Origin of the sequence: Levilactobacillus muriae, from assembly GCF_045862015.1 — a bacterium.
In the GTDB taxonomy this organism is placed as follows: Bacteria; Bacillota; Bacilli; order Lactobacillales; family Lactobacillaceae; genus Levilactobacillus; species Levilactobacillus muriae.
This window is the reverse complement of sequence record NZ_BAAFRU010000010.1, coordinates 51,818-76,497: the sequence shown is the minus strand read 5'-3', so window position 1 is coordinate 76,497 and position 24,680 is coordinate 51,818. Positions and strand designations below refer to the sequence as shown.

The window sequence follows — 24,680 nt, the reverse complement described above, 5'->3', positions numbered from 1 at the left end:
GGCAATTTCCCTCGAAATTTGTTGGGCGTCGTCATCATTCGTTGGCCAACCGATGGACCGTATGTTTTGAAACGACCAGACAAATAGGAGGAAATTAAATATGACTGTTAAAAATAAAGTAATCGTGATCACTGGTGCTTCATCTGGAATGGGTGAAGCTTCCGCAAAATTATTGGCACAAAATGGGGCAAAGGTTGTCCTAGGTGCTCGCCGTGAAGACCGCTTAGCAGCAATCGTTAAGGATATTGAAGACGCCGGGGGCACCGCCACCTACCGTGTCACGGACGTTACCAACCAGGAAGACGTCACCGCCTTAGTCCAATTGGCACAGGACAAATTTGGTGGCCTAGACGTCATCTTTAACAATGCCGGCATTATGCCTTCCTCACCAATGAGCGCCCTGCACACGAAAGAATGGGATACGATGATCGACATTAACTTACGTGGTGTTCTCCACGGTGTCGCCGCTGTCATGCCCATCTTCACAGCTCAAAAACACGGCCAAATCATTACGACCTCTTCTGTTGCTGGGATTAAGAGCTTTGCCGGTGCCGGGGTCTATGGCGCAACCAAGTTCGCGGTCCGTAATTTAATGGAAGTTATTCGGATGGAAAGTGCTGAAGAAGGCACCAACATTCGGACAGTGAGTCTTTATCCAGCAGCCATCAACACGGAACTGCTCCATACCATTACGGATGAAGATACCAAGAAGGGTATGGATACCTTCTACCAGCAAGTTGGTATCAGTCCTGAAGCCGTGGCTAAAGTCGTGAACTTTGCCATTGACCAACCCGAAGACGTTAATGTTAATGAATTTACCATTTATCCAACCAAACAAGCTTAATGGCTGGCAAATTTAAACGTTCTGAAATCTAGACTGATTTCAGAACGTTTTTCTAGAGTAGCGTAGTCTGGTACTAAAGAGAGGTCTAATGATCTGGCTCTCATCTGAAATTGTCTTAGAGCACACCTTTTTAAATCTAGGAGGCATCATATGCAAAAAAACGATAAAATTGTCATTCTCGGCATTACTGGGTACACCGGCTCATGGTTAGCTAAAACGCTGACCGATGCTGGGTACACGAACATCACGGGGACCTATCGTAACGCTGATAAACTGGCAACCCTAACTGAGCTCTTACCCAACATTCACGGTGTCCAAGCTGACTTGTTGGACTCACCCCAGGCGGTCGCAACGGCACTAACTGGGAGCCAGTGGGTCTTCAATAACTCCGCACCGTTCACGGGCCATGAACAATCAACTGCTGATTTTATTGCCACCAAAATTCAGGCTGTGAATAATCTCTTTAAAGGCATTAGCCAAGCCAATACGGTTCAGAAGCTCGTGCAAATTGGCTCAGCAGCGGCCATTGACATGGGGATTGCTGATCCGACTGTCACTACCATCGATGAAGACACTTGGCCCGACCTCGACCACATGGATACCGCTTACGAGCCCTTTATTAACATGAAGGTTCGTGAGGAACAACGCGTCCGTGACCTGGCTAATATTATTAATTTGCCGGTCACCGTTATCCACCCCACCAACATTGTTGGCCCCAGCTTCACCCCTTGGCAACACGACATGATTTACGCGTATCTGCACGGCAGTCGACAGCTGGTTGATGGCCCCATGGACAGTGTGGACGTTCGTGATATTGCCGGCTTGGAACTAGCTGTCATGAATAATCCTCAGAGCAATGGCACCCGGGTCCTCGGCTTAGGATTCACCAGCACCTATCGTGAACTGGAAACAGTTGTACAGGATACCTTAACGCCTGATCAGGTCACACAACTCTTCAGCAAATTACCGACCTTGATTTCTGCCCAGACGGCCTTGGCCTTATGGCAACCCATCTCCTACACGGCTTTCTACAAAGACCAGGCCTGGCGGTTAAACCCGAAGTCCGTTTTAAAAACGAAGTACCCTGACTTTTATCAGTATCGGCACACCACCGCTGAAACGACTTTTAAACAGGCCATTCACAAAATGCTAAAAGATTTTGCTTAAAGGCTTGCCTTGAAGTCGGCTTCAAGGTTTACGCTATGGTTACTTGCGTGATTCAGCTAACGCAACTCGCAGTTAATATATAGAAAGGAAGCACCAATAAATGGCTTACCAAACGATCAATCCATTTAATAACCAAGTTTTGAATTCATATGAGAACATTTCTGACGATCAGTTGGAAAAAGTTTTAACAGATAGTCATGCACTCTATCTCAAATGGCGCGACGAGCCCAGTGAGACTCGCCGAGACACGTTACACCGGATTGCTACTATGATGCGTTCCGAAAAGACCCAGTTAGCCACCACGGTCACCCAAGAAATGGGAAAACTCATTGGTGAATCAGAAGCTGAGGTTGAGCTCTGCGCTGACATCGCCGATTACTTTGCCGACCACGCTGCCGAATTTTTAGCCCATAAACCGCTCGACACCGTCATTGGCGACGCCTACTATGAAAAGCAGGCACTAGGCGTCTTGTTCATGGTTGAACCTTGGAACTTCCCGTACTACCAAATCATGCGGGTCTTTGCGCCCAACTTCATGATTGGTAATCCCATGCTCTTGAAGCACGCATCAAATACGCCAAGTAGCGCCGAAGCCTTTGTCGATATTATTCGGCGGGCCGGTGCACCAACCGCCAGTTTAACCAACCTGTTTGTCGATTACGACCAAGTAGATAAGGCGATTGCCGACCCTCGAGTCGTGGGTGTTGCTTTAACTGGTTCCGAACGCGGTGGCGCTTCCGTGGCAAAGACGGCTGGTCAGAACTTAAAGAAGTCCACTATGGAACTGGGCGGAAACGATCCATTCATTGTCTTATCAGATGCTGACATGAACAAGGTCAAGCGGGTTGCGCCAGTCGCTCGTCTATCTAATGCCGGTCAAATCTGTGCAGCTTCCAAACGATTTATCGTCATGGCAGATAAGTATGATGAATTTTTAACCATGCTGAAGCAGGCCTTTGAACAGGTTAAGCCTGGTGATCCAATGGACCCAGCAACCACGCTAGCCCCCTTGTCTTCAGCGAAGTCCAAAACCACTTTGCAAAAACAGGTCGATGCCGCGGTTGACGCCGGTGCTACGGTTTTTTATGGCAACCATCCGATTGACTTACCTGGCCAATTCTTCCAGCCAACAATTTTGACGGACATTACGAAGGACAATCCCGCCTACAACCAAGAATTATTTGGCCCTGTGGCTTCCGTCTACAAAGTGAACTCGGAAGAAGAAGCCATTGCTTTAGCCAACGACTCTAGTTATGGTTTAGGCAGTGCCATCTTCACGGAAGACACGAAGCACGCCGACGCCGTTGCACAACAGATTGAGGCCGGCATGACCTTTATCAATCGTGCCTGGGCAACGTTACCCGAGCTACCATTTGGTGGGGTCAAGAACTCCGGCTACGGTCGTGAAATGTACGAACTGGGTTTTGACGCCTTTGTGAACGAACACCTGGTTGTCAACGCCAAAGACTAAGCATTCTTTTATAAAACGATCCGAAATCAGCGGCATAAATGGTATCCAATGAGGATGAACATTTATGCCGCTATTTTTGTGCCAACGTCGCCCCTCATTGTGTTGCGTTGCTAGGCCTTTAACTTAGCTTTCCCCTTCAGAAGAATACCCGCCTCACCCATTCAACCAGAACAAATTGACCTAAAATCTGATTTTTTTCAAACTTCTATTGCCCTGAAGCTAGCTTTAAGGTTTATGATGAACTCATCAAATTAATTAAAGGAGCGTTTTTTCATGGAAACTGTAAACTTAAATGATGGTAACACGATGCCTGTCTTTGGCTTTGGTGTCTTTCAAATTGCTGATTTAGCAGCGGCCGAACAAGCCGTTGTCGATGCCATTCATGCTGGGTATCACTTAATTGATACCGCCCAATCCTATGGCAATGAAGAAGCGGTCGGCAAAGGTATCAAGCGTGCTGGCGCTAAGCGCGAAGACTTGTTTGTTACCTCTAAGCTCTGGGTCACTGACACCGGCTACGACGCAACGAAAAAGGCTTTCGAAACAACCTTAAAGAAACTGCAGCTAGACTACTTGGACCTTTACCTTATTCACCAGCCCTACGGTGACGTTTACGGTTCATGGCGAGCCATGGAAGACCTGCAAAAGGAAGGCAAGATTAAATCCATTGGTCTTTCCAACTTCGACAGCGACCGTCTGATTGACTTAACCTTGTTCAATGACGTTAAGCCTGCCCTGAATCAAATCGAAATCAACCCCTGGAACCAACAACCAACCAGCATTGATTTCATGCGCCAGCAGGACATTCAACCCGAAGCTTGGGCACCATTTGCTGAAGGTAAACACAGCATTTTCACCAATGACGTGTTAAGTGAAATTGCTGCAAACCACAACAAGTCAGTGGGTCAAGTTATTCTGCGGTGGTTAACCCAACGGAAGATTGTTGCCTTAGCTAAGTCCGTCCACCCAGAGCGAATGGCAGAGAATCTCGACATCTTTGACTTCACGTTGACTGATGAAGAATTGAAGGCCATTAGTGGTTTAGACCGAAAAGAAAGCCAATTCTTTGATCACCGTGACCCGGCCGCCGTTGCCCGAATTGCTAGCTTACACTAAGAAAATTGAATACTTAAAATATCTAATAGGCTGTGGCAAGTGTTGCAACCTATTAGATATTTTTAAATTAATAAGTGCCAGAAGACAACTGACTCCGCTTAACGGGAATAACCAACCAATCCAGGACTAGGATTAGCCGGTTATCCCCGTTAACGCTCGTCAGCAAGTGCCTTCTAGCACTTTTTTATTTTTCTTTGAATTCCCCCTTGCCTTGAAGCTAACTACAAGGTTTATGATGAAACACATCAAATACAAATACGCAAAGTGAGGAATTTAATTATGTCAAAAAAAACTATTGTGTCACTCATTCTACTAGCCTTACTCATTTTTGGCGGTGGCTATTATGCCATCCAGCGGATAACCGCTAGCACCCCTTCTCCCAGCCAAACGCAAGCCGCGACGACCCATACTTCTAAAAAGAATGGCAAGGCCTTAATTTTATACTATTCCAACTCTGGGACCACCGAAACCGCTGCTAAGTATTTACAGCGGAAGACCGGTGCTGACCTAATTAAGCTCAAATTGTCTCCTGCCTATCCCACAGATTATAGTAAATTAGTGACCGTTGCCAAACGACAAATCGATCGTAATAGCCGGCCCAAAATTACCAATACACCTAACCTAAAGAGTTACAAGACTATCTATTTAGGCTTCCCAACTTGGTATCACCGGCCACCCATGTTTATCAACACTTTTTTTGAAGCCAACACTCTTCGCGGCAAGACGGTCATTCCGTTTACGACTAGCATGAGCAGTCCAATCAGTGTAAGCACCCCTTACTTGAAGCGCATGGCTAAAGGTAAAGCACTCACATTGCAGCCAGGTTTTCGTGCAAACAATGAGTCGACGATTAACCGCTACCTCAAGCAACATCATTTAATTGATTAATTTGCAAGAAAGCGTTTGCCTTAAAGTCGGCTTTAGGGGTTACCCTATAAACTAAGAGCCTTTACCTCTTGATACTGCCATCTAGCCAAGCACCTTCGTACACACACTTCAGTCTACTACACGGAGGATTGTCTATCGGGCAATCCTTTTTATTTTCCCCTTCCCCTAAGGTAGCGTTCAAGCTGTGTTCGTACTACTGCGCTTCTAGTCGTTGACACGTTCTGACGCTAGACATCACGAACCTATATCAAATAACGACAGATGTAAATATTAGCTGTACTTGTCAGACGTATTACCTAGACAAGTGCCCTGACGGAGGATGGTTTAGAATCATGACAATTCAAGAAGTCGCTAAACTTATGGGTATTTCGCAATCAGCCATTCGCTACTATGATCATCAACAGCTCCTGCCATCGGTCAAACGTGACAAGTACAATAATCGTGTTTTTACTGAGAATGATCTTGCGTGGATCAAAATGGTGATTACCTTACGCGAACTGGGCATGCCCGTGCCCACTATCAGAGAATACGTTCAGCTCTCTGCTGAAGGTAAGCAAACGCTCAGACAGCAGCTCAAGATTATGACTGACGAGCAGGAAAGGATTCTAGCCGAGCTCGAGAAGGTCCAAGGACACTATATTATGATCAATCACTGGATTAATCATTATGTTGATGTCCTAGTTGATCCTAACCTAGATAAGTTCCCCCAAGGGATTGACCCCACATTCCCGGATCATTTAAAATAGCTTTTCTCAACAAACGCCCCGTCTAGCAACAAAGACGGGACGTTTGTTTTGGCATCCATGGGGTGATTCAAGAACCAAGTTATATTGTAAACATTTTTCTTTGAAATTAAATCATATCATTTGCCCTCAAGTCGACTTTAAGGTGTATTCTAGCTTCGTTAGTTAAGTCTACTTTCAATAAATTACCGTATTGGAGATGATTTCATTCCCGTAGACAATGTCAACCAAGGACCAACCGCGACTGCTAGCCGGCTCGTTCCACTAAGCTACCGCAATGAACAACAGCAACCGCGCCACGCCCTAATTTATCTACCTGCTGCCTATTTCCAGCTGCCATCCCAGCAATTCAATGTCACTTACCTGATGCACGGCTGGAGCATGAATGAGACAACTTTTCTGCACGACGCTGCCTTCAGACGGATGCTGGATCAGGGAATGGCCACTGGCGAGCTGCTACCACAAATCGTGGTGACACCTACCTATTACCCGACAACCGGCGAGCCAACTGGGAGCTGGGAAAATGATGGCGATTACATTACCGATTTTGTTCAAGCAGAGCTGTGCCAATCGCTTTTACCAGCCGTTGAAACCGCTTACCGGACGTATGCAGCCGGTGATCGGGCGCAAGACCTAATCGACAGTCGGCAACATCGGGCGTTTGCGGGTTTCTCAATGGGTGCCATCACAACTTGGTCTGTTCTTGAGCAACGGCTAGCCTACTTCGCGTACTTCGCCCCTATGGCTGGCGATAGCTGGACCATCACCAATGACGGTGGCCTCTTGCATCCTGACCGAACGGCCAAAAAACTCATAGCCGCTGTGAAGGCCAGCCAACCAGCACCCTTTCACATTGAAGCAACGGTTGGTAGTCAGGACGGCACGCAGAATTCAATGACCCCGCTCATTAACCGATTGCGTCAACTATCCACTAACTTTGATGCCGACCACCTTAGCTACTGGAAAGACCCAAATGGTGGTCACACGTTGGCCTCGGCGACGAATCAATTTGCACACGCGCAAGAAACATTTTTCAAAAAGCTCTTGCCTTGAAGTTAACTACAAGGTTTATGCTTTAACACATAGTCACCTAGGGCCATCGCGTTGGTCCAAACGACTTGTCATTTTGAACTTAATTTGCCTATAAAAGGAGATTGCTTCTATATGAAAATTTTAGTATTAGGTGCCGCTGGTCAAATTTCTCGCTATCTGACGGATTTGTTACTGAACGAAACGACCGACGAGCTAGTCTTGTATGGTCGTAACATGACCACCCGTTTAAACCAGTACGCAGCGAACGACCGGGTCACCTTGATCAATGGCGACTTTGCAGACGAAGCCGCCTTGACTGCAGCAGCAAAGGGTGTTGACGCCGCTTACCTCAACCATATGCATTTAACCTCAGATGTTCAAAACGTGGTCAAGGCTTTAGACGCTAACCATGTTACAAAATTAATTGGTGCCAATATTCTCGGCATCTACGGCGAAGTTCCTGGTAAATTCGGTCAATGGAACTTAAGCATGGTTGGTGGCCAAGCTGGTGAAGATGCCATGCTAGCAAGTGCCGAGGTTATGGAAGACTCCGATCTTGCTGACTACACCGTGTTACGTCTGACCTGGTTGTTCAATCAAGCCGGCAATGAAAATTACGAACTGATTCCTAAAGGTCAACCCTTCAAGAACGCCCAAGTCAGTCGCCAAGCGGTTGCCCGGGGAATCGCAACCATTTTACACGATGCTAGCGGTCAGTACAGTCGTCAAAGCTTTGGTATTGGCGAACCCGATACCTACTTTGACAAACCATCTTTCTACTAAAACAGGTTAACCTAAGGGAGGCATTCTCATGGCAAAATATGAACAAGAAGTAAAGAACGATATCTTCGGCTTTGGTGACTTAAACACAGCCTTTGCGCAGTACTTTTCCGGTAACAGTTATCTCACCGGCTTAGTGCCACCAACAGACGACGTTGATGTCAGTGTCGCTAGCGTCAATTTTGCACCTGGCGTTCGCAATAATTGGCACAAGCACCACGATGGCTTTCAAATCATCCTGGTCACTTCTGGTGAAGGGTGGGCCCAAATTGAGGGTCAACCTGCTCAGAGCCTGAAACCTGGCGACGTGGTCGTATTTCACGATGGCGTCAAGCATTAGCACGGTGCAAAAAAGGATAGTTGGTTCACACACTTGGCCATTAGCAAGGGGACTACTGAATGGCTCGAACCAGTAACTGACGCAGAATTTGCAGACTTGGACAAGTAGGAGGATTAACTCATGGCAGAAAAACAAACAGCTGGTCGCGATAATTTAGGTGACTTTGCCCCTAAATTTGCAGAACTTAATGATGACGTTTTATTCGGTGAAGTCTGGTCTCGTGAAGATCAACTCTCAGCCCATGATCGCAGTATGATTACCATTGCTGCTCTCATGTCTGGCGGCAACTTTCAACAACTAAAGGCCCATCTAGCACTTGGCAAGGCCCATGGGATTACTAAGGATGAAGTCGTTGAAATCATTACACAGTTAGCCTTCTACTGTGGCTGGCCTAAAGCTTGGACGGCATTTGGTCTGGCTAAAGAAGTTTATACGGAAAAATAAGGAGGAACTGATAATGACAGAAGACTACTTAAAGATTCAAAAACAAGGTGTATTTTCAGCTGGCGGCACCTTCCAACAAGCCGCGGGCACGTTCGATCCTATCAATGGTCAAATGGCCCCAGCTGGCCAAACCCGTCACGCCGATCATGCCAGTGTCCTCTATCAGCTCCCCGTTGATGGTAACGGCCACGCAATGATGTTCCTTCACGGCTATGGTCAATCACGGACCGGTTGGATGTCTACGCCTGATGGCCGTCCTGGTTTCTCTGACATCTTCTTGAAAAAGGGCTACGGCGTTTACCTGATTGATCAACCTAGACGTGGTGAAGCTGGCCAATCATCAGTTGCCACTCAGATTCCCGCGACACCAGATGACCAAAACTGGTTCACCCAGTTCCGTTTAGGCTTATGGCCTAACTTTATTGAAAATACGGCCTTTCCCAAAGACGATGCGTCACTTGACCAATTCTTCCGGCAAATGACACCAGATACCGGTGAGTTTGACATTCCCGTTATTACCTCCGCGCTAGTTGCCGCCTATGAAAAATCCGGACCGGCTGTCTTAGTGAGCCATTCTCAAGGAGGCGTCCCTGGCTGGTTCATCGGTATGGCCAGTGAAAACGTCACCGGGATCATCGCAATTGAACCTGGTACCTTTGTCTTTCCAGAAGATGAAGTGCCAGATATTATTCCAACTAAATACCCGATGCCCGTTCAAGGTGTCGGCGTCCCAGCCAAGGACTTCGCCGAACTAGTCAAGAAACCAATTGCCATTTACTTTGGTGACAACATCCCGTCAGAACCTTCCAACGTTCCGGCTTGGGATTTCTGGCGTGGCGTTAAACAATTAGCAAACGAATTTGTCGCAACGGTTAACCGCCATGGTGGTGATGCCAAGGTCGTTTACCTACCTGATGAAGGCATTCATGGTAATGATCATTTCATGTTTGAAGACTTAAACAACCAAGAAGTTGCCGACCACATGGGCAACTGGATGGCTGAACGCAACCTATAAACGGTAGAATACGAGGAGAATAATTTATGAGCGAATTCGCAGTAGAAAAGGCACCTTTAGAAGAATTTGACAGTACCCCGGTCGTCTTTGAAAACCAAGACTCTCATCTCAAATTAGCTGGAATCGTCTATACCCCAGCTAACATGCCGGCCGATGCTAAACTGCCAGCGCTGGTTGTCCAGGGACCCATGGGGGCCACCAAGGAACAGACCCAAAGTTTATACGCACAATTAATGGCAACTCGGGGCTACTTGACGCTGGTCTATGACTATTCTTATATCGGTGCCAGTCAAGGCCAACCTCGGGGAACTGAAGATCCTGCCATTAAGGCCAGCGATATTCACAGCGCCATTAGCTTTCTAGCCGCATACCCCAACGTGGATGCCGACCGCTTAGGTGCAATTGGCATTTGTGGCTCTGGTGTTTATTTACCATTGGCTGCCCTGAATGAAAACCGGTTAAAGGCCATTGCGGTCGTTAACCCCTTCACAATCATTGATACCGTTGAGACTGCACCTAAAGAAGAGATTTTAAAAGAAAAGGCGCTGTACACCAGTACCGGAAAAGCCACCCGTTTAGACTTAATCGAACCTGGCTCTGAGGGCGCTGAGTACTACTTCGATCACAAGCGGGGCGCTGCCGTCAACCGGGTCGAATTTGTGTCTTGGTCCCAATTAGACTGGCAACAATTTCACCCAACTGAAATCGTCAAAGACTTACATTTACCATTCTTGATGATTTGCGGGGAAAACGCCTTTACCCGTCCTGGTGCCGAGGTCATGTTCAAGAATGCTGCCAGCACGGATAAGCAACTGGTCATCATCCCTAAAGCCCGTCACTTCGACTTATACGATGGTCATGACTACGTGCCAAGTGCCATTGAAAATATCGACACCTTCTTATCAGCTCGTCTCTAGTCTAGCTTTCGCTTAAGAGAGTGGGACAAAAGGCGGTTAGCTGGTGAGCATTAAGGCTGATAGCCGAATAATCCCGGGTTTGGATCGTTTGGCTATCAGTTTTAAGCGGAGCCAGCTGCCTTTCGTCCCACGTTTCAGCAATATAGAATTGGAGAACCAAACAGAGTCTGGGGTTTGTCCCAGACTCTTTGCCGTCTGCAGATGCACCTACTCCCCTGAAATTTCAGCTAGGAACTGTACTCAACATAGCGTACAGTAAGGGCATCAGTATGAAAGCGGGGAAGTCCCATGAGTCTATTCGTCTCCTTCTTTGTTCTATTAATTGCCGTCGCCGTAAGCAACATCTTGGCTCGGCTGGTTCCTAAAATATCCAGAACCTATATTAACGTTTTAATGGGAATCGTGGTCGCAGCCATTCCCTTCACAAATCACCTGGTATTGACGTTAAATAGCGACGTCTTTATGCTCATTATTCTAGCGCCCCTTCTGTTCTTTGAAGCACAGCGGACGCCCATCCTGATGGTTCGTAAGCGGATTCCCAGCATTCTGGGCTCAGCGGGGGTCTTGGCTATTGGGTCAGCAGCCGTGGCGACAGTGATTCTATCTGGAATCTTTGGCTTAGCCCTGCCGATTGCCCTAATCATGATTGCTATCTGTACGCCCACCGACGCAACGGCCCTGGACTCCGTGACCACGGGACGTACCTTCCCAGCCGCTACTAAGTCTAGCTTGAAAATGGAATCCCTCTTTAACGATGCGTCTGGCATTGTTCTGCTGCAGGCCGCTCTGCTCTGGCGCACAACGGGACATCTGGGCTTACTGCATAATATCGGTGCCTTACTCTGGTCGGCCGGTGGTGGCGCACTTCTTGGTGCTTTACTGGCTGGCGGCTTTGCACTACTCCGCCAATCCATTGTGCGTAGTAGCGTCAACGTAGTCTCTTCGCAAAATCTGTTCTACGTGTTGACACCCTTAGTCATTTACTTGATTGCTGAGGAAGCTGGTGTCTCAGGGATTATTGCCGTCGTCACTGCCGGACTGATTCATAACAGTGAGGCGAGTCGTAGCCGGTTCGCTGCGCCCCGCCAGATGCACCTGGGCATTCAGACCATTAATTTTATGGATCAAATTTTAAATGGTTTCGTCTTCGTCATCTTGGGGTTGAACCTGGAACGTATCTTCGCCGCTAACTACACGCAAGTCATCGGGTCCTTTGATTGGCTGCTGATTGGTATCGTGGCCTATCTCGCTCTGTTCATCTGTCGTTGGCTTTATGCACGCTTTTTGGTCGGTGACAAGAGTAATCGCACGGCCACGCTATTCGCTTTGGGTGGTGTTCACGGGACAGTCACGTTAGCCATGACCTTTTCGTTAACGTCAAGTCATCTCGGAACAGCCACCTTCAATTTGATTTTACTCGTTGAGACCGTCGTGATTATTCTCAGCATGCTGCTCCCCACCCTGATCTTTCGCTGGTGGCTACCCGTTGATTTAGACGAACGAAATCGTAACCGGCAAACCACAGAAGTTCGCCACAAAATGGTTTTAATCGGCGTTGAGGCGGTCCAAAATCTATCTCTGCCAAGCGAAGTCCGTAATTTGGTTATTTACGATATTAAAGATCAGGACCAGCACAATACGATTGGCTCCTTTGTCACCCAGTGGCGGCGCGCTAGCACGCGGACAGATGTCCTATCGACCCTCCAAAGCGTGGAACAACGGCGGGCCTTAATGGCAGCCTTTACCGCGGAGCGAACTTATCTCTATGATTTAGCGCGACGCCACGTGGTAAGTTCAACCATTGTTTATGATCTTTATAGTGAAATCCTACTAGCTGAATCGCTGGTTCTAGATCCGCAAAATCAATTAATCTAGCGGATCTAGGCCTTAGTTGGCAAGTCCCAAATTTTTAAAATTTCCGCTTGCCTTAAAGTGAACTTCAAGGATTACACTAGGCTCATCAATTAAGGAAAGGAAGTTTTACGTTATGTTAATTCTTTACTATTCCAACTCAGGAACAACCGCTAGAGCGGCGCAACATATTCAGGCCAAAACGAACGGTAAACTCATTGAACTCGACATTAACCCAGCATATCCGACTGAATACGATTTAGTCACTGAAATTTCAAAACAACAGATTGATAGCGATACACATCCCCAAATTACCAATCTGCCCGATTTAACCGATGAAAAGACCATCTTTATTGGTTTTCCGATCTGGTACCAACGACCACCAATGTTCGTGAATACTTTCTTCGAGCAAAGTGATTTGACCGGCAAAACTGTCATTCCATTTGCCACCAGTATGAGCACCCCGATGAGTGCCAACACGGCCTTTCTTGAAGAAATGGCTGAAAACAGCGGTGCCACTTTGCAAACCGGATTCCTGGCCAACTCAAACGACACCATTGACCATTATTTGAGTGACCGCGCCTTGCTAAAGTAACCGGCGCCTTCACCTCGTAGGGCCTGAAAATTAACTTAATCAACACCTATTTTATTGGAGGGATTCTTATGTCAAAAATGATTTTAACGGATGCTAACGTTGCTGAACTGCCCAAGTTTAACGATAATCCTTGGGGCTTGGTTTACGCTGACGCTATCACTGAAAACAAACCGGGTGAGGTCAACATTCACCCCATCAATTACACGTTAAACGGCTTAAAGATTGCTGCCAACATCTACACGCCAGCAAACTATGACCCGAAGAAGCAATACCCAGCCTTAACCGTTGCACATCCTAATGGCGGTGTTAAGGAACAAGTTGCCGGCTTATTTGCCCAACGCCTAGCTGAACACGGCTACATCACCATTACTGCCGACGCCTCCTATCAAGGCGGATCGGAAGGTCAACCACGGATGGTCGACAACCCTGCCTACCGGGTAGAAGATATCCACGGGATGGCTGATGCCTTGTCCCTCTTCCCTGGGGTAGACTATGATCGTATGGGGGCCTTTGGTATCTGTGGTGGCGGTGGCTACACCTTACGTGCTGGCCAGACCGATAAGCGGTTTAAAGTGGTCGCAACCCTGTCTGCCTTTAACTCCGGCTTAGTTCGGCGGAACGGCTTCATGGATTCCGAAGCCAACACCATTCAGGACCGGCTAAAAAACGCTTCAGAAGCACGTGAAAAAGAGGTTCGCGGTGAAGGCGTAGATTATACCCCTGATTTGAAGAAAATGGCCCCTGAAGATGCTGCCAAATTACCTTACGATCTCTACAAGGAAGGCTACACCTACTACGCACAAACCCACGCCCACCCAAAGTCTTCTTTCGTTTACACCGTCAGCAGTTTCTTAAACTTAATGACTTACGATGCCTCCGAGAACATGGACTTAGTCAACGTCCCCTTATTGATGATGACCGGTAAGGCAGCTGATACCTTCTACCTAACCGAAAAGGCCTATGCAAACGCCACGGGAACCTCTGATAAGGAACTCTTCTTAATCGAAGGCGCCCACCACATTGAAACGTATTGGAAGCCAGAATATGTTGAACAAGAATTGAACAAGTTGGTGGACTGGTTAAGCACCCGTCTTTAGTCAAATCCTAAAAGTTGCGCTGTAAAATTAACCAGCGCAACTTTTTTATATTTATGACAAAATAGCTTGCATTGAAGTTAACTTCAAGGTTTATTATCGTATTTGTAATATAATATTAGAGGAGTGATTTAACATGACAAACGTTTTAATTCTGGGTGGTAATGGTGCAATCGCACGGTTAGTCACCGCCAACCTGACCGCTAACGTCGACAATCATGTGACCTTATACCTACGCAATGCAGATCGGGTCAGTGACTTAGTAAATAATCAGGTCACTGCCATTGATGGTGACGTGTTAAATGAATCGGCCTTAACAACCGCCATGGCCAATCAAGACATCGTGTTCGTTTCCATGGGCGCTACCGGCACCGTTAAGCTGACCGAAACGGTGATTGCGGCCATGCAAGCTGCTGGGGTTGCGCGCGTCATTTCCGTGAATGACCTGGGAATCTACGATGAAGTTCCGGGTAAATTTGGCGAATGGAACAAGCAGATGATTGGGAAAGGCGCCCAAGTAGGGAAAGCTTCCGATGACGCCTTAGTTGCTTCTAACTTGGACTACACCACGTTGCGGCTAGCTTGGTTAAACAACCGTGACAACACGGATTACGAGCTGACACAAAAGGGTGACCCCTTTAAGGGAACCAGTGTTTCCCGTAAGAGTGTGGCCGCTGTCGTCACCAAAATTATTGCCGATCCAACGTTTGCTAGTCGGGCTAGCATTGGTATTGACCAACCTGGTACCGACGGCGATACGCCAATGTAACGAAAGGAAAATTGCTAATGAACATTAAACAAGCTGGCGAACTGTTTGGGTTAACGACCGAAACTTTGCGCTATTATGAGCGGGTTGGCGTTATTCCCCCGGTCGCAAGAAACAAGAGTGGCTACCGGGAATTTACGATCAGCGACCTGAACTGGGTCTACCTGGTCACGACCCTGCGCTCAGCTGGGCTTTCAATTGAATCCTTAATCGAGTTTTGCCAGTTATCCCAACTGCGAGATGAGAAAGATATTGGCGGCGCTCAGAAGCAAGTCCTGCGCGATGAACGCGACGAGCTTGATGCCAAGATTGATCATTTAAAAGATGTGCGTGCCTTGTTGGATTACAAGTTAGAGCATTACGACGACCACGTGGCCAAATTTAATGCCGGCGAACCCGTGGAAAAATTGTGGGAGAACCCACCACGGCATCAGGACTAGAATATTGTTTAAGCGGGTCATCCACGTTTTGTGGGTGGCTTTTTTCGTCACCAAAAAAAAAGACGCCACATAAGAATGGCGTCAAATCAACGATTCTATTCATTTTTCTAAAAAAGAATGCGCCCCCCGAGAGTCGAACTCGGATCATGAGGACCGAAATCTCATGTGCTATCCATTACACTAAGGGCGCCTAACACTTCTAGTGTAAGTCAAAACGGGTGACAACGCCAACTAATTTAGCGTGCCCCCGATGCTCGGACAGCCTCTTGTTCCAAATACAGCTCTAATTTCTCAGCACTCTCACGGAAGTCATCATTGAACGTGGCCCCCTGTGCGCTTACCGTAGCCGTTTGTTCGCCGTCGATGTCTGTCACGATCAACGTCTCACCTTGCCAACTGGCAGTATCGTAGTGTCCGTCCTCTACTTGGTCCAAGAATCCTTGGAAAATATCCAAAACGGCCTGGCTGATAATCTCATCTTCAGTCTTATCCTCACCATGTTGTTTTAATTGTAGCTGGCGCAACTGCACCTCGTCCATATCGGTCGGTATCTGAATAAACATTGGAACGCCTCCCATAATTAGTTTTACTGCTATTCTAGCACTTCCTAGCAAAGAAACGAGTGCGAATGTTATCCTCTATTCAAATCTGGTGTAAACTAGGGATAAGCAATCAGACTGACTACTTAGGAGGTGGCTCATGGAAGACTCGATACTAGACTTTACTACGAACCTGGCCATTCTCCACCGGCAATTTCAGCGGGCAATGAATCAGATTCTTGAAGCCGATGAAATGCCGGTTAATATCACTGAATTTTATTTGTTAGTGCTGGTCTCTGAGACCAGCCACCTGAATCAGCGGAAAGCTGCCTGGACGATGGCCGTGGATGAAGGTCTCATGGCCCGGATGGTGCAACACTTGGTTAAACTGTCCCTATTACAGAAGGAAACGGACCCCCGTGATCGTCGTAATCGCCGTTTGAAGTTGACCACCGATGGTAAACGTTTGGTAAAACAAGCTATTGAGGTTCTCCACGATTGGTGGCAACAAGCCACACCAACCGATGCCGACTTTGACTACGCCAGCATCACCGCACAACTTCAATTACTTTCCAGCAGCGTCCTGCAGGATCAGCAAACGGAACATTCATAAATAACCTTGTTTTTCCCCATCTAAGGAGGGATTCATGATGAGTAAAGCCATTACCATTGCCGAAGCGCAACATTATGACGCGCATACCATCAACGAGATCGGTATTCCCGCATTAGTTCTCATGGAGCGCGCCGCCTTGGCAACGTTTAATAACCTGTTAAATGATGATTTTGATTTAAGCCGGGTGGTCGTCGTAGCCGCAACTGGTAACAACGGTGGCGACGGAATTGCTGTCGCGCGTCTGCTTCACATTCGCGGCATCGACGTTGAAGTCTACCTACTGGGAGATCCAGCTAAGGCGACCTCACAGACTGCACAACAACTTAAGATTGCCGACTACTATCACATTCCGTTCACCACCGACCTCAATCACGTGGTCAACGCGACACTGATTGTCGACGCCATCTTCGGGGTGGGTCTCTCACGGGACATCACCGGTAAATTTGCCGACGCCATCAACGCCATTAACGCGGCCGATGCCAAGACGGTGGCTATCGACGTACCATCTGGCATCAATGCGGACACTGGCGAAGTCATGGGGGTAGCGGTCGTTGCCGACAGCACCACCACCATGGCCTACAACAAGATTGGCCTTCTGACCATCACTGGCAAGCAACACAGCGGTACCGTCCACGTAGCTGACATCGGCATCTACGCGCAAGATCATCTCGAGCACGCCCGCTAGACTAAGGCTGCTGACTGAACCAACCGCACTGTACACCACGAGCAATGTTCCGTTAAAGCGTAAACTAAAAGTTACGAAAGCTAGAGTGACTTTCGTGTTTCTTGACTGCGACCAGACCCCCTCCTGAGGATCTGGTCGTTTTTTAAAAGAGTGCGGAACAAGGCGGTTAGGTCCTGAGCATTAACGTCATTAAGGTGAAAAGCCCGGGCCTGGCTTTTTGGCTTAATGGGGTTAAGCGCAGGAGTCTGCCTTGTGGAACACGTTTCAGGAAAGAGTGCGGAACAAAGCGATTAGCTGGCGAGCATTAACGTCGCTAAGTTGAAAATCCCGGGCCTGGATTTTTGGCTTAGCGGGGTTAAGCGCAACCAGCTGCTTTGTGGAACACGTTTCGACTATATAAAATCAAAGAGAAAAGCCCCGAACCAGCAGAAACTCCAAAGGCCCAACCTTTGTCTCATCAGAAAGGTTAAGCGCAACCAGCTTTGGACAGTTTCGGCTACATAAAATCAAAGAGAAAAGCCCCGAACCAACCATAAAGTAACCAACAACCACTAACCACCCAATCCCCCCAAAAAAAGTAATCACACCTCAACCCGTAATTCCCCCAACTCAAGACACCCACCAAACCATCCCCACCCCCTCAAGCCACTTCACAAGCTTTCTCTCCGCAAACCCGGTATACTAGGGCTAACTATATTGGGAGGTGCCCCACATGTCACAACCAGAAACTGGCTTCACCAACGTCCAAGCGCTGGACCCCAGCATTATTGTCGACCTGCGCTACGCCACCACGGATAACTTTACCCATCAAGTCATTTACGATTTTACTACTGCCATCGCCCGCACAGGAACTGCGAACAAGCTCGCCAAAGCGAGTAAGTTACTGCGGTTACAGGGATATCGGCTGAAAGTTTGGGATGCCTACCGCCCCGTATCCGCTCAGGAGCGGCTCTACGATGTCTATCCCGATCCGTCATTTGTTGCCAAACCCAATCCGAACTTCTCCCACCAAAAGGGGGTTACCTTTGATGTCACGCTGTGTGATATTACTGGTAGAGAGTTGGAAATGCAGACGGAATTCGACGACTTCTCAGTTGCCGCTCACCGGGACTTTACCCGGACACCGCTTCAAGATGAACATTATCATATTCTTGACGATGCCATGCGTACAGCCGGATTCTTCGGTTATGAAAACGAATGGTGGGACTACCGCGATACCCAGATGGATGATTATCCACCCGCAAAGGCTGACCCTAACGACTTTCAAATTGCAGAACACGCGTAATCCAAAATAGCGAGTACGCCATAGGACGATGGCCGTGCGCGGACTGTCTTGTGCTCCACGTTTCGCCGATATAAGCTTAAATGCACCAAGAGACTCTGGGACACGCCAGACTCTCTTGGTGTATTTAACTGCTATCGAAAATTTTCAATTAAGCTAACTTAAAACTATTCAAAAAAAAGAATCCAAGCACCTGCTTAGATCCCCTATCAAGGTTTCAATTAATTGCTATATCCCGAGTTCTTCAACATAAAGGAATGATCCGGAATCCGAATCAACGTGAAGCGGTTTGCCAGTCGCCCAGCGTGTAGTCCGAGACCATTAACAAACGACTTCTTATAGGTTGTTTCGATGACACCGACCCACGCCTTTTGGTGGCGTTGGTCATATTTGGTGACCTTCTTTTCATCCCACTTATAAGCCGAAGCCGGCAAGTTGATTGGCTTCTTGCCATCCGAAACGGTGGCGTCGGTACTGCTGACCTGATACTTCTCGCCTTCGGTCAAATACGTATAGCGTTGTACCGGCTTCTTGCCGTCACTATTGTCAACCTCAACGTAATAGGCTGAACCAGATGATGCGCCCGTGTTGATGACCAATGGTTCGTAGCGCGTCGTTTGACTCACCCGATTGCTTCCCAACTGATTCACGTTTTGGAAAAAGGTCGTGTAACTCATCCCACCAAAGAACAGTAGCCACACCACCAACTCAATCGTTGAGATCGTCAAGTTCTTCCCCGAAAAACTACGGTGTTCCTTCACGATCAACTGAATCCGTCTGACCCGCATGTCGTGGACCATCCATACGAGTGCCACGAGGACGATCAGCCATAAGCCCATCCCCACTAAGTTCCATGCTGATTTCATAGTTCCCAATTCCCTTCCAAGAAACAAACCTCTTACGGGTATTTCTGTTCTCTATTAGCTTACGAGATTCATGCCGGGAATACAAGCGCTACTTCTGTAAATTTCTGGGGGTAACACCTTGAAATACTGCTATCGCCGCATAGCCTGTTACATACATTTTCATAATGTGTGGCTTTAACTCTCCTCAGACCTAAGCTATACTAAAATTAATTATTTTATATTTGAGGAGGCCTGTCTCATGTGTACTAGTCTAACCTATACGTCAGCCGCGGAGCACCACTTTTTCGCCCGCACCATGGACTTCCCCACGACCACGCCCTGGCGGCCCGTCTTCTTGCCGCGAAACTATCACTGGCAAACTGCGCTTCATACGTCACGAACGACCCGCTACGCCTTTCTCGGCGGCGGTCGGCCAGCCGTGGACTTTTCGACCTATCTCATGGCGGATGGGATCAACGAAGGCGGCATCACCTGTGCCGAACTCTACCTCCCCGGTGCCGTCAGTTACGCCAGTGATCCCATTGCTGGTCGCGTTAACCTCACGCCCCAAGACTTCATTAACTGGGTATTGGGTGAACACGCGACGTTGGCCGAAGTAGTGGCCGATCTTCCTCAAGTCACGCTGGTGGCACGGCGCTGGGGCAGCGATCCCTACGTTTACCCCTTTCACTGGATCCTCAGCGATCGTAGTGGTCAAACGCTGGTGATTGAACCCACCGGTGGTCCTCTGAAAGCCCAGCTAAATCCGGTCGGCGTTCTGACAAATACTCCCATTCTAGCCACTCACTTGCAGAACTTAAACGCTTTTCTGAAAATTCCGGGAACAGAATTCACCGGACAAACGGTCACGGCCGCGCGTGAGTATCTCCAGAGCGGCGAACCGCTACCCACTGGAACGATCCCCACAACACGCTTCATTCACATGGCATTACGGCGCTGGGGCACCTTGCCGATGACCACGACCGCAGCCAGTTTGCATCAGATTTTCCACTGGTTAGCCGAAGTTAGCCTGCCTTACGACCCTGATCGGCGGAACGAATTGAACCATAATTACACCCATTATCGCGCAATCATCGATATTTCCACGGCAACTTACAATTTTATTTCACGAAATTCTGACCGTTTGCAACAAATAACATTGACGCCAGAAATGGCGGCCCACCGGTATTATCCGCATACATACGCCCCTGAATAATTCGAAATGTTGCAAACCTTAATCTCACCTTTAATCCGATTGATATTCGTTTGAGACATTTCTGTAACAACTCCCTGATAGTATTAAGCATGTTGAATCGAACGAAAGAACATTTAATACTAAAAATTAATTGAAATTAAAGGAGTTTGTTTACATTTATGAAGAAGACGTTAACTAAAATTGTATTATCACTGATCGCTATGGTGGCCTTCACGGTTGCCGGTATCGCCGTTAGCCAACCCGCTAATGCATCCGCTGATACCGTTTCTTACAGCAAGTTACATAAGGTCGCCAAGGCCCAATTAGGTAAGCCTTACGGTTGGGGTTCTACTGGTCCTTCCCGTTTTGATTGCTCCGGCTTTACCGGTTACGTTTACAAGAAGGGTGCTTCTAAGAAGATTCCTCGTACCGCTCAAGCACAATACAACAAGTACAAGCACGTTAGCTACAAGAACATTAAGAAGGGTGACTTGGTCTTCTTCGGTGGTTCTAAGCATTCTATCTCCCACGTCGGTCTGTACGTTGGTGGCGGTTGGATGATCGATTCCCAAAACCGTGGGGTCGTTACGGAAGCCGTTCACGCACCTTGGTGGCACGCTGTTGGTTACGCACGAGTCGCAACCGTTAAGTAACATCTCGTCTAACCTTCATAAATGAAATAAGTTCTAACCCTCGCCGTTACGTCGCAGCGAGGGTTTTTGTATACCGTGTTCCAGCCTAAATTTTGCGAACGGTAAGCTGGCAACCTTGATGCCCTGACCTCATAAAAGCGGCCACCTCAACCTAATCGTGAGGCGGCCGCTTTTCAAACTAACCGATAATTAATGTTGGAACATCACAATCACCCAGCTCAGAGCGGCGAGAAGTGGAAAAATCAGCCACCAGTTCTTCGATAAGAATTCCCACCCGTTCATCGGTCGTTGTCCCTCTGGCAAGGTTTTAACTTCTTTATATGCGTGTGTCTTAGGTTGCGACGTTTGACCCCCGATCAGTTCATTCAGGTCGACCTGTAAGAGATTGGCGAGTTTCACAACTGTATCCAAATCAGGTGAGGTCTCACCCTGTTCCCACTTTGAGATTGACTGCCACGACACGAACAATTCATGCGCCAGTTGTTCCTGTGACAAATTCTGACGGCGTCGTAACTTTACCAGTTGCTGGCGAAATACATTCTCCATACGCTCATCCCCCTCTGACTAAATTCATCATACCTGAAACACCCCGGGCATTCTAGCGAACAAATCTGAACATCCCGCACTTTGCCCGGGACAGTTGCGCCCGTCACGGTTGCAGAAGCGGTGGCAGATATGGGCTCAGGCGCGTCGTTCTACTTAGTCAGTGGATGCTTTTCCCACTGGCTTAGTAGAAAACCAAGCTTGTAGACTCGGTCCTTTCGAGGCTTCAAGTTGTGTTCGCACCGATCCAGCCCATATCTGCCGGCCGGTAAGGCGATGGTTGGACCATGTTGCCTAATTTTAGTCTCCGTATCGTTGTGGCACCAGTCATAATGAATGTTTTGGAACTTTCAACCTTCAGTTCTTTAAAAAAACCGGCTCCCTTTGATCAGGGAACCGGTCCGTCTTGCTTAATTTTCCGTCGGCTGTTTTCAATACGATGACTCGTCTAGATTATCTGTCGCTTAAGCTGTTTGATCTGCCTATCAAAATAATACGTCGTTACCCCATTACACAGAATGACCAGCAGCAGGACCAGTTGAACGGTCACACTGACCTGTAACCAACTCGGTAATTGTGCTGGAAACAAACTGTTACCCACACACAGTAGAAATAGAATTGTTGAACTTAAAATTGGTCCACCAAATTGTTGTTTACGCTTCTTAGCCACTTCTGCAAGAATCTCTTTTTTCTTATAATCATCCACAAGATCCGTCCCCTTTATTAGTAATTGATCTAGGGAGAGATGGTAAAGTTGACACAAACTGATCAAGCTCTCAATGTCCGGAAAGGTTTTCCCCGTCTCCCAATTAGATATTGTCTTAGTTGAAACAAACAGCCGATTTGCCAATTGTTCTTGCGTCCAACTTTTGGTTAACCTCTTCTGCCTTAATTGCTCATTCAGTGCCATCTCTCCTACTCCTAACCTTAATTTGATTGATGATTCCCCACCACCCAATATAGGTTATATTCACCTGCTTTGTCACTAGAAACCTGCTTCTAGTCCCTCTTTTAATGACGATTACGCCAAAATCTCCCCGGCTAAAACCATCCATCACGAAAAGAGCCTCGGCAATCTGCCGAGGCTCTTTTACTTTAACGTCGTAAGCTTAACTTCAGTGGCCGTTTGAAAATCATTTCCGCCACACCAAGTCGATTGGCCAACCAAACGTACAGGCCAACCATCAGTAAACCTAAAACACCGACGTATCCCATTGTTATTAATTTTCCCGTAAAGAAAATACCGCCAAGCACCCATTGGCAGCCGTCGACCAAAAGTGTCGCCAGAACCGCAAATACCAAGTTCAACCGGACGATGGGACGAATGCCACCGAGGGCTACCGCATAGCTTCGCCGAATCAACCGCCAGCTGACGATCGTAATCCAACCAAAGGCAATCCCCGTCGTCAGTAACGCTCCATATCCCTGGAAAAGGTAGACTAACGGCAACTGCAGCACAAGCTTAATGCCTAATCCCGTCAGCAAGTACGTCGTGGCCTTCTTACTCATTCGTAACGCCTGTAGTACCGTCAATAAGTCCAACGCCAGTGCCAAGACCAAGCTCTGCCAGACGTTAGCCACTAAATAAGTCGCCCCGGCCCCGTCAAAGTTGAAGAAGATCCCATAGATGGGATAGGCAAAGGTGCTCACCAACACCACCAGTGGTAACAAAACAAAGGTGAGTAGCTGAACGTTGTTGGTCAACAACGCCCCAATCTGCTGCCGATTTTTCTTAATATCGGCTAATTTACCCGCTAACAACGGCAAAGACGTCTCCGCCACGGCCATCGCTAACGACACAATCACCGTGGTAATCTTGTTAGGATTGGCCGAGAAGACCGTAAAGACGTACTGCGTGGCCGCCGCCGACTGATGCAGCAGTCCTTGCATAATCTGCTTGAAGAAGAGCTGATCAATCAGCTGGCTCAGGGTAATTCCCGAGCCCACGATGACAAAGGGAATTGATTCGTACCCAATCATCCTCAGGAGCTTACCCGCGGCGTGTTGCTTCCCGGTCTGACTCTTGGCCGTCATTTGACGATAAACACCACGCTGACGCCACAGGTGTCCCAGCAAGTAGAGGTAACTAGCAACCGCACCAACAAAGGCTGCTGCGACACTCACGAAGACTGCTTGTACGTAACCTTGACGGCTGACTTCAATCAGCCAATAAGTTCCGCCCAGAATGACGATGATCCGAATGAACTGTTCCCAAAGTTGCGAAATTCCAAATGGTTTGAGATCCCCATTTCCTTGAAACCACCCTCGCAGAATGCTCATTGAAGGAAGAATCACGATAGCCGGGACCAGGCACCGAATCGCAATTGTAGCGTTAGCCACCGAGCTAACAGGACTGTTAGCGGCCAAGACTGGCGCAAGGCCGTACAACAGGCCCCCACAGATGACGCCGGACACCAACATAAAGCCAAATCCCGCAAACGCGATGTGTTTAGAATTAATGAAGCTGTCTTCGCCATTAAAGAACGCTACCCGCCGCGCAATCGCGGACGGAAAACCAGCCGTTCCCAGCGCAATGAACAACGCATAGGGCGTGTAGGCCGTATTAAACAGCGCCTGAGCCACGGTCTGATGTTGGGGCGACCCGATCATCGCCAACCAGGGAATCAGGTAGACGACGCCTAAGATTCGTGAAAAAATGCTCCCAAACGAGAGCCAAAATGATCCTGAAATAATTTTTTTATCCATTAAATTTGCACACACCAATTTAGTCTAGTGCTAACAGCACCACTCGCAAGGATACTCCTCTGCTTGGCCGCTGTACATGGCCAATGCGGCAACACCGGAGAACGGGTTCCCTCGTT

26 protein-coding genes, 1 tRNA gene and 1 pseudogene are annotated in these 24,680 nt (G+C 47.9%); 22 read left to right on the top strand and 6 right to left on the bottom strand.

What is annotated here, in order from left to right; all coding sequences use genetic code 11:
• Positions 1 to 100: 100 nt before the first annotated feature.
• From ACKTSF_RS08695 to ACKTSF_RS08615, 17 genes and pseudogenes are all read left to right on the top strand, one after another.
• Positions 101 to 844 (top strand): SDR family oxidoreductase, encoded by a 744-nt coding sequence (locus ACKTSF_RS08695; protein ID WP_407888554.1) that lies wholly within the window; start codon positions 101 to 103, stop codon positions 842 to 844.
• 150 nt (positions 845 to 994) lie between these two features.
• Positions 995 to 2,011 carry an NAD-dependent epimerase/dehydratase family protein gene (locus ACKTSF_RS08690; protein ID WP_407888552.1) on the top strand — a complete coding sequence of 339 codons (1,017 nt, stop codon included), beginning with the start codon at positions 995 to 997 and terminating at the stop codon, positions 2,009 to 2,011.
• Positions 2,012 to 2,111: 100 nt separating this feature from the next.
• Complete coding sequence (locus tag ACKTSF_RS08685; RefSeq protein ID WP_407888550.1) at positions 2,112 to 3,482, top strand: NAD-dependent succinate-semialdehyde dehydrogenase; 1,371 nt, start codon at positions 2,112 to 2,114, stop codon at positions 3,480 to 3,482.
• Between the two features lie 273 nt (positions 3,483 to 3,755).
• The gene (locus ACKTSF_RS08680; protein ID WP_407888548.1) at positions 3,756 to 4,598 is read left to right on the top strand and encodes an aldo/keto reductase; all 843 of its coding nucleotides are present in this window, start codon (positions 3,756 to 3,758) and stop codon (positions 4,596 to 4,598) included.
• Positions 4,599 to 4,877: 279 nt separating this feature from the next.
• Positions 4,878 to 5,486, top strand: a complete 609-nt coding sequence (locus ACKTSF_RS08675) for a flavodoxin (RefSeq protein WP_407888546.1) — start codon at positions 4,878 to 4,880, stop codon at positions 5,484 to 5,486.
• Between the two features lie 332 nt (positions 5,487 to 5,818).
• On the top strand, positions 5,819 to 6,232 hold the full coding sequence (locus ACKTSF_RS08670) for a MerR family transcriptional regulator (RefSeq protein WP_407888544.1): 414 nt from the start codon (positions 5,819 to 5,821) through the stop codon (positions 6,230 to 6,232).
• Positions 6,233 to 6,610: 378 nt separating this feature from the next.
• Entirely contained in the window at positions 6,611 to 7,282 is a 672-nt protein-coding gene (locus ACKTSF_RS08665; RefSeq protein WP_407888542.1) for an alpha/beta hydrolase, read from the top strand.
• Between the two features lie 111 nt (positions 7,283 to 7,393).
• Positions 7,394 to 8,044: an NAD(P)H-binding protein gene (locus ACKTSF_RS08660; RefSeq protein ID WP_125583813.1), complete on the top strand. Its 651-nt coding sequence runs from the start codon at positions 7,394 to 7,396 to the stop codon at positions 8,042 to 8,044.
• A 28-nt stretch (positions 8,045 to 8,072) separates the two neighbouring features.
• Positions 8,073 to 8,489: pseudogene (locus ACKTSF_RS08655) on the top strand (cupin domain-containing protein).
• A gap of 12 nt (positions 8,490 to 8,501) precedes the next feature.
• Positions 8,502 to 8,825 carry a carboxymuconolactone decarboxylase family protein gene (locus tag ACKTSF_RS08650; RefSeq protein ID WP_407888539.1) on the top strand — a complete coding sequence of 108 codons (324 nt, stop codon included), beginning with the start codon at positions 8,502 to 8,504 and terminating at the stop codon, positions 8,823 to 8,825.
• Between the two features lie 13 nt (positions 8,826 to 8,838).
• Entirely contained in the window at positions 8,839 to 9,840 is a 1,002-nt protein-coding gene (locus ACKTSF_RS08645; protein ID WP_125583810.1) for an alpha/beta hydrolase, read from the top strand.
• A 26-nt stretch (positions 9,841 to 9,866) separates the two neighbouring features.
• Entirely contained in the window at positions 9,867 to 10,757 is an 891-nt protein-coding gene (locus ACKTSF_RS08640) for an alpha/beta hydrolase (protein WP_407888534.1), read from the top strand.
• Positions 10,758 to 11,045: 288 nt separating this feature from the next.
• On the top strand, positions 11,046 to 12,632 hold the full coding sequence (locus ACKTSF_RS08635; protein ID WP_407888532.1) for a cation:proton antiporter: 1,587 nt from the start codon (positions 11,046 to 11,048) through the stop codon (positions 12,630 to 12,632).
• A gap of 112 nt (positions 12,633 to 12,744) precedes the next feature.
• Entirely contained in the window at positions 12,745 to 13,203 is a 459-nt protein-coding gene (locus ACKTSF_RS08630; RefSeq protein ID WP_407888530.1) for a flavodoxin, read from the top strand.
• Positions 13,204 to 13,271: 68 nt separating this feature from the next.
• Positions 13,272 to 14,300, top strand: a complete 1,029-nt coding sequence (locus tag ACKTSF_RS08625; RefSeq protein ID WP_407888529.1) for an alpha/beta hydrolase — start codon at positions 13,272 to 13,274, stop codon at positions 14,298 to 14,300.
• A gap of 133 nt (positions 14,301 to 14,433) precedes the next feature.
• The gene (locus ACKTSF_RS08620; protein ID WP_407888527.1) at positions 14,434 to 15,066 is read left to right on the top strand and encodes an NAD(P)H-binding protein; all 633 of its coding nucleotides are present in this window, start codon (positions 14,434 to 14,436) and stop codon (positions 15,064 to 15,066) included.
• Positions 15,067 to 15,083: 17 nt separating this feature from the next.
• The gene (locus ACKTSF_RS08615; RefSeq protein WP_407888525.1) at positions 15,084 to 15,503 is read left to right on the top strand and encodes a MerR family transcriptional regulator; all 420 of its coding nucleotides are present in this window, start codon (positions 15,084 to 15,086) and stop codon (positions 15,501 to 15,503) included.
• Positions 15,504 to 15,621: 118 nt separating this feature from the next.
• Here the strand turns inward: ACKTSF_RS08615 and ACKTSF_RS08610 are convergent.
• Together ACKTSF_RS08610 and ACKTSF_RS08605 are read right to left on the bottom strand one after the other, a co-directional pair.
• Positions 15,622 to 15,693, bottom strand: a tRNA-Arg gene (locus ACKTSF_RS08610).
• A 46-nt stretch (positions 15,694 to 15,739) separates the two neighbouring features.
• Positions 15,740 to 16,066: a hypothetical protein gene (locus ACKTSF_RS08605; RefSeq protein ID WP_407888523.1), complete on the bottom strand. Its 327-nt coding sequence runs from the start codon at positions 16,064 to 16,066 to the stop codon at positions 15,740 to 15,742.
• A 136-nt stretch (positions 16,067 to 16,202) separates the two neighbouring features.
• Between ACKTSF_RS08605 and ACKTSF_RS08600 the strand changes: the two genes are divergently transcribed.
• The 3 genes from ACKTSF_RS08600 (at position 16,203) to ACKTSF_RS08590 (ending at position 18,625) form a co-directional block, all read left to right on the top strand.
• Entirely contained in the window at positions 16,203 to 16,655 is a 453-nt protein-coding gene (locus ACKTSF_RS08600) for a MarR family winged helix-turn-helix transcriptional regulator (protein WP_020089135.1), read from the top strand.
• 34 nt (positions 16,656 to 16,689) lie between these two features.
• Complete coding sequence (locus ACKTSF_RS08595; protein WP_407888521.1) at positions 16,690 to 17,340, top strand: NAD(P)H-hydrate epimerase; 651 nt, start codon at positions 16,690 to 16,692, stop codon at positions 17,338 to 17,340.
• Between the two features lie 712 nt (positions 17,341 to 18,052).
• Positions 18,053 to 18,625 carry a M15 family metallopeptidase gene (locus ACKTSF_RS08590; RefSeq protein ID WP_407888519.1) on the top strand — a complete coding sequence of 191 codons (573 nt, stop codon included), beginning with the start codon at positions 18,053 to 18,055 and terminating at the stop codon, positions 18,623 to 18,625.
• A 218-nt stretch (positions 18,626 to 18,843) separates the two neighbouring features.
• On the opposite strand, the gene ACKTSF_RS08585 is transcribed toward ACKTSF_RS08590, so the two are convergent.
• Entirely contained in the window at positions 18,844 to 19,488 is a 645-nt protein-coding gene (locus ACKTSF_RS08585) for an LVIS_2131 family protein (RefSeq protein WP_407888517.1), read from the bottom strand.
• A 238-nt stretch (positions 19,489 to 19,726) separates the two neighbouring features.
• Between ACKTSF_RS08585 and ACKTSF_RS08580 the strand changes: the two genes are divergently transcribed.
• Both ACKTSF_RS08580 and ACKTSF_RS08575 read left to right on the top strand, forming a co-directional pair.
• A complete protein-coding gene (locus ACKTSF_RS08580) occupies positions 19,727 to 20,683 on the top strand; it encodes a linear amide C-N hydrolase (protein WP_407888515.1) in 957 nt (318 codons plus the stop codon).
• A gap of 158 nt (positions 20,684 to 20,841) precedes the next feature.
• Positions 20,842 to 21,315 carry a C40 family peptidase gene (locus ACKTSF_RS08575; RefSeq protein ID WP_407888513.1) on the top strand — a complete coding sequence of 158 codons (474 nt, stop codon included), beginning with the start codon at positions 20,842 to 20,844 and terminating at the stop codon, positions 21,313 to 21,315.
• A 189-nt stretch (positions 21,316 to 21,504) separates the two neighbouring features.
• Here the strand turns inward: ACKTSF_RS08575 and ACKTSF_RS08570 are convergent, their stop codons facing one another.
• The 3 genes from ACKTSF_RS08570 to ACKTSF_RS08560 all read right to left on the bottom strand — a co-directional run bounded on the left by ACKTSF_RS08570 (position 21,505) and on the right by ACKTSF_RS08560 (position 24,564).
• Entirely contained in the window at positions 21,505 to 21,861 is a 357-nt protein-coding gene (locus tag ACKTSF_RS08570) for a helix-turn-helix domain-containing protein (RefSeq protein ID WP_407888511.1), read from the bottom strand.
• Positions 21,862 to 22,306: 445 nt separating this feature from the next.
• On the bottom strand, positions 22,307 to 22,768 hold the full coding sequence (locus tag ACKTSF_RS08565; protein ID WP_407888509.1) for a helix-turn-helix domain-containing protein: 462 nt from the start codon (positions 22,766 to 22,768) through the stop codon (positions 22,307 to 22,309).
• Between the two features lie 185 nt (positions 22,769 to 22,953).
• Entirely contained in the window at positions 22,954 to 24,564 is a 1,611-nt protein-coding gene (locus ACKTSF_RS08560; RefSeq protein WP_407888507.1) for a polysaccharide biosynthesis C-terminal domain-containing protein, read from the bottom strand.
• Positions 24,565 to 24,680: the final 116 nt, after the last annotated feature.

What these genes read in the sequence shown, in the direction of transcription:
- ACKTSF_RS08695 (WP_407888554.1), top strand. Translation starts at nt 101, where the DNA reads ATGACTGTTAAAAATAAAGTAATCGTGATCACTGGTGCTTCATCTGGA.
- ACKTSF_RS08690 (WP_407888552.1), top strand. Translation starts at nt 995, where the DNA reads ATGCAAAAAAACGATAAAATTGTCATTCTCGGCATTACTGGGTACACC.
- ACKTSF_RS08685 (WP_407888550.1), top strand. Translation starts at nt 2,112, where the DNA reads ATGGCTTACCAAACGATCAATCCATTTAATAACCAAGTTTTGAATTCA.
- ACKTSF_RS08680 (WP_407888548.1), top strand. Translation starts at nt 3,756, where the DNA reads ATGGAAACTGTAAACTTAAATGATGGTAACACGATGCCTGTCTTTGGC.
- ACKTSF_RS08675 (WP_407888546.1), top strand. Translation starts at nt 4,878, where the DNA reads ATGTCAAAAAAAACTATTGTGTCACTCATTCTACTAGCCTTACTCATT.
- ACKTSF_RS08670 (WP_407888544.1), top strand. Translation starts at nt 5,819, where the DNA reads ATGACAATTCAAGAAGTCGCTAAACTTATGGGTATTTCGCAATCAGCC.
- ACKTSF_RS08665 (WP_407888542.1), top strand. Translation starts at nt 6,611, where the DNA reads ATGAATGAGACAACTTTTCTGCACGACGCTGCCTTCAGACGGATGCTG.
- ACKTSF_RS08660 (WP_125583813.1), top strand. Translation starts at nt 7,394, where the DNA reads ATGAAAATTTTAGTATTAGGTGCCGCTGGTCAAATTTCTCGCTATCTG.
- ACKTSF_RS08650 (WP_407888539.1), top strand. Translation starts at nt 8,502, where the DNA reads ATGGCAGAAAAACAAACAGCTGGTCGCGATAATTTAGGTGACTTTGCC.
- ACKTSF_RS08645 (WP_125583810.1), top strand. Translation starts at nt 8,839, where the DNA reads ATGACAGAAGACTACTTAAAGATTCAAAAACAAGGTGTATTTTCAGCT.
- ACKTSF_RS08640 (WP_407888534.1), top strand. Translation starts at nt 9,867, where the DNA reads ATGAGCGAATTCGCAGTAGAAAAGGCACCTTTAGAAGAATTTGACAGT.
- ACKTSF_RS08635 (WP_407888532.1), top strand. Translation starts at nt 11,046, where the DNA reads ATGAGTCTATTCGTCTCCTTCTTTGTTCTATTAATTGCCGTCGCCGTA.
- ACKTSF_RS08630 (WP_407888530.1), top strand. Translation starts at nt 12,745, where the DNA reads ATGTTAATTCTTTACTATTCCAACTCAGGAACAACCGCTAGAGCGGCG.
- ACKTSF_RS08625 (WP_407888529.1), top strand. Translation starts at nt 13,272, where the DNA reads ATGTCAAAAATGATTTTAACGGATGCTAACGTTGCTGAACTGCCCAAG.
- ACKTSF_RS08620 (WP_407888527.1), top strand. Translation starts at nt 14,434, where the DNA reads ATGACAAACGTTTTAATTCTGGGTGGTAATGGTGCAATCGCACGGTTA.
- ACKTSF_RS08615 (WP_407888525.1), top strand. Translation starts at nt 15,084, where the DNA reads ATGAACATTAAACAAGCTGGCGAACTGTTTGGGTTAACGACCGAAACT.
- ACKTSF_RS08605 (WP_407888523.1), bottom strand. Translation starts at nt 16,066, where the DNA reads ATGTTTATTCAGATACCGACCGATATGGACGAGGTGCAGTTGCGCCAG.
- ACKTSF_RS08600 (WP_020089135.1), top strand. Translation starts at nt 16,203, where the DNA reads ATGGAAGACTCGATACTAGACTTTACTACGAACCTGGCCATTCTCCAC.
- ACKTSF_RS08595 (WP_407888521.1), top strand. Translation starts at nt 16,690, where the DNA reads ATGATGAGTAAAGCCATTACCATTGCCGAAGCGCAACATTATGACGCG.
- ACKTSF_RS08590 (WP_407888519.1), top strand. Translation starts at nt 18,053, where the DNA reads ATGTCACAACCAGAAACTGGCTTCACCAACGTCCAAGCGCTGGACCCC.
- ACKTSF_RS08585 (WP_407888517.1), bottom strand. Translation starts at nt 19,488, where the DNA reads ATGAAATCAGCATGGAACTTAGTGGGGATGGGCTTATGGCTGATCGTC.
- ACKTSF_RS08580 (WP_407888515.1), top strand. Translation starts at nt 19,727, where the DNA reads ATGTGTACTAGTCTAACCTATACGTCAGCCGCGGAGCACCACTTTTTC.
- ACKTSF_RS08575 (WP_407888513.1), top strand. Translation starts at nt 20,842, where the DNA reads ATGAAGAAGACGTTAACTAAAATTGTATTATCACTGATCGCTATGGTG.
- ACKTSF_RS08570 (WP_407888511.1), bottom strand. Translation starts at nt 21,861, where the DNA reads ATGGAGAATGTATTTCGCCAGCAACTGGTAAAGTTACGACGCCGTCAG.
- ACKTSF_RS08565 (WP_407888509.1), bottom strand. Translation starts at nt 22,768, where the DNA reads ATGGCACTGAATGAGCAATTAAGGCAGAAGAGGTTAACCAAAAGTTGG.
- ACKTSF_RS08560 (WP_407888507.1), bottom strand. Translation starts at nt 24,564, where the DNA reads ATGGATAAAAAAATTATTTCAGGATCATTTTGGCTCTCGTTTGGGAGC.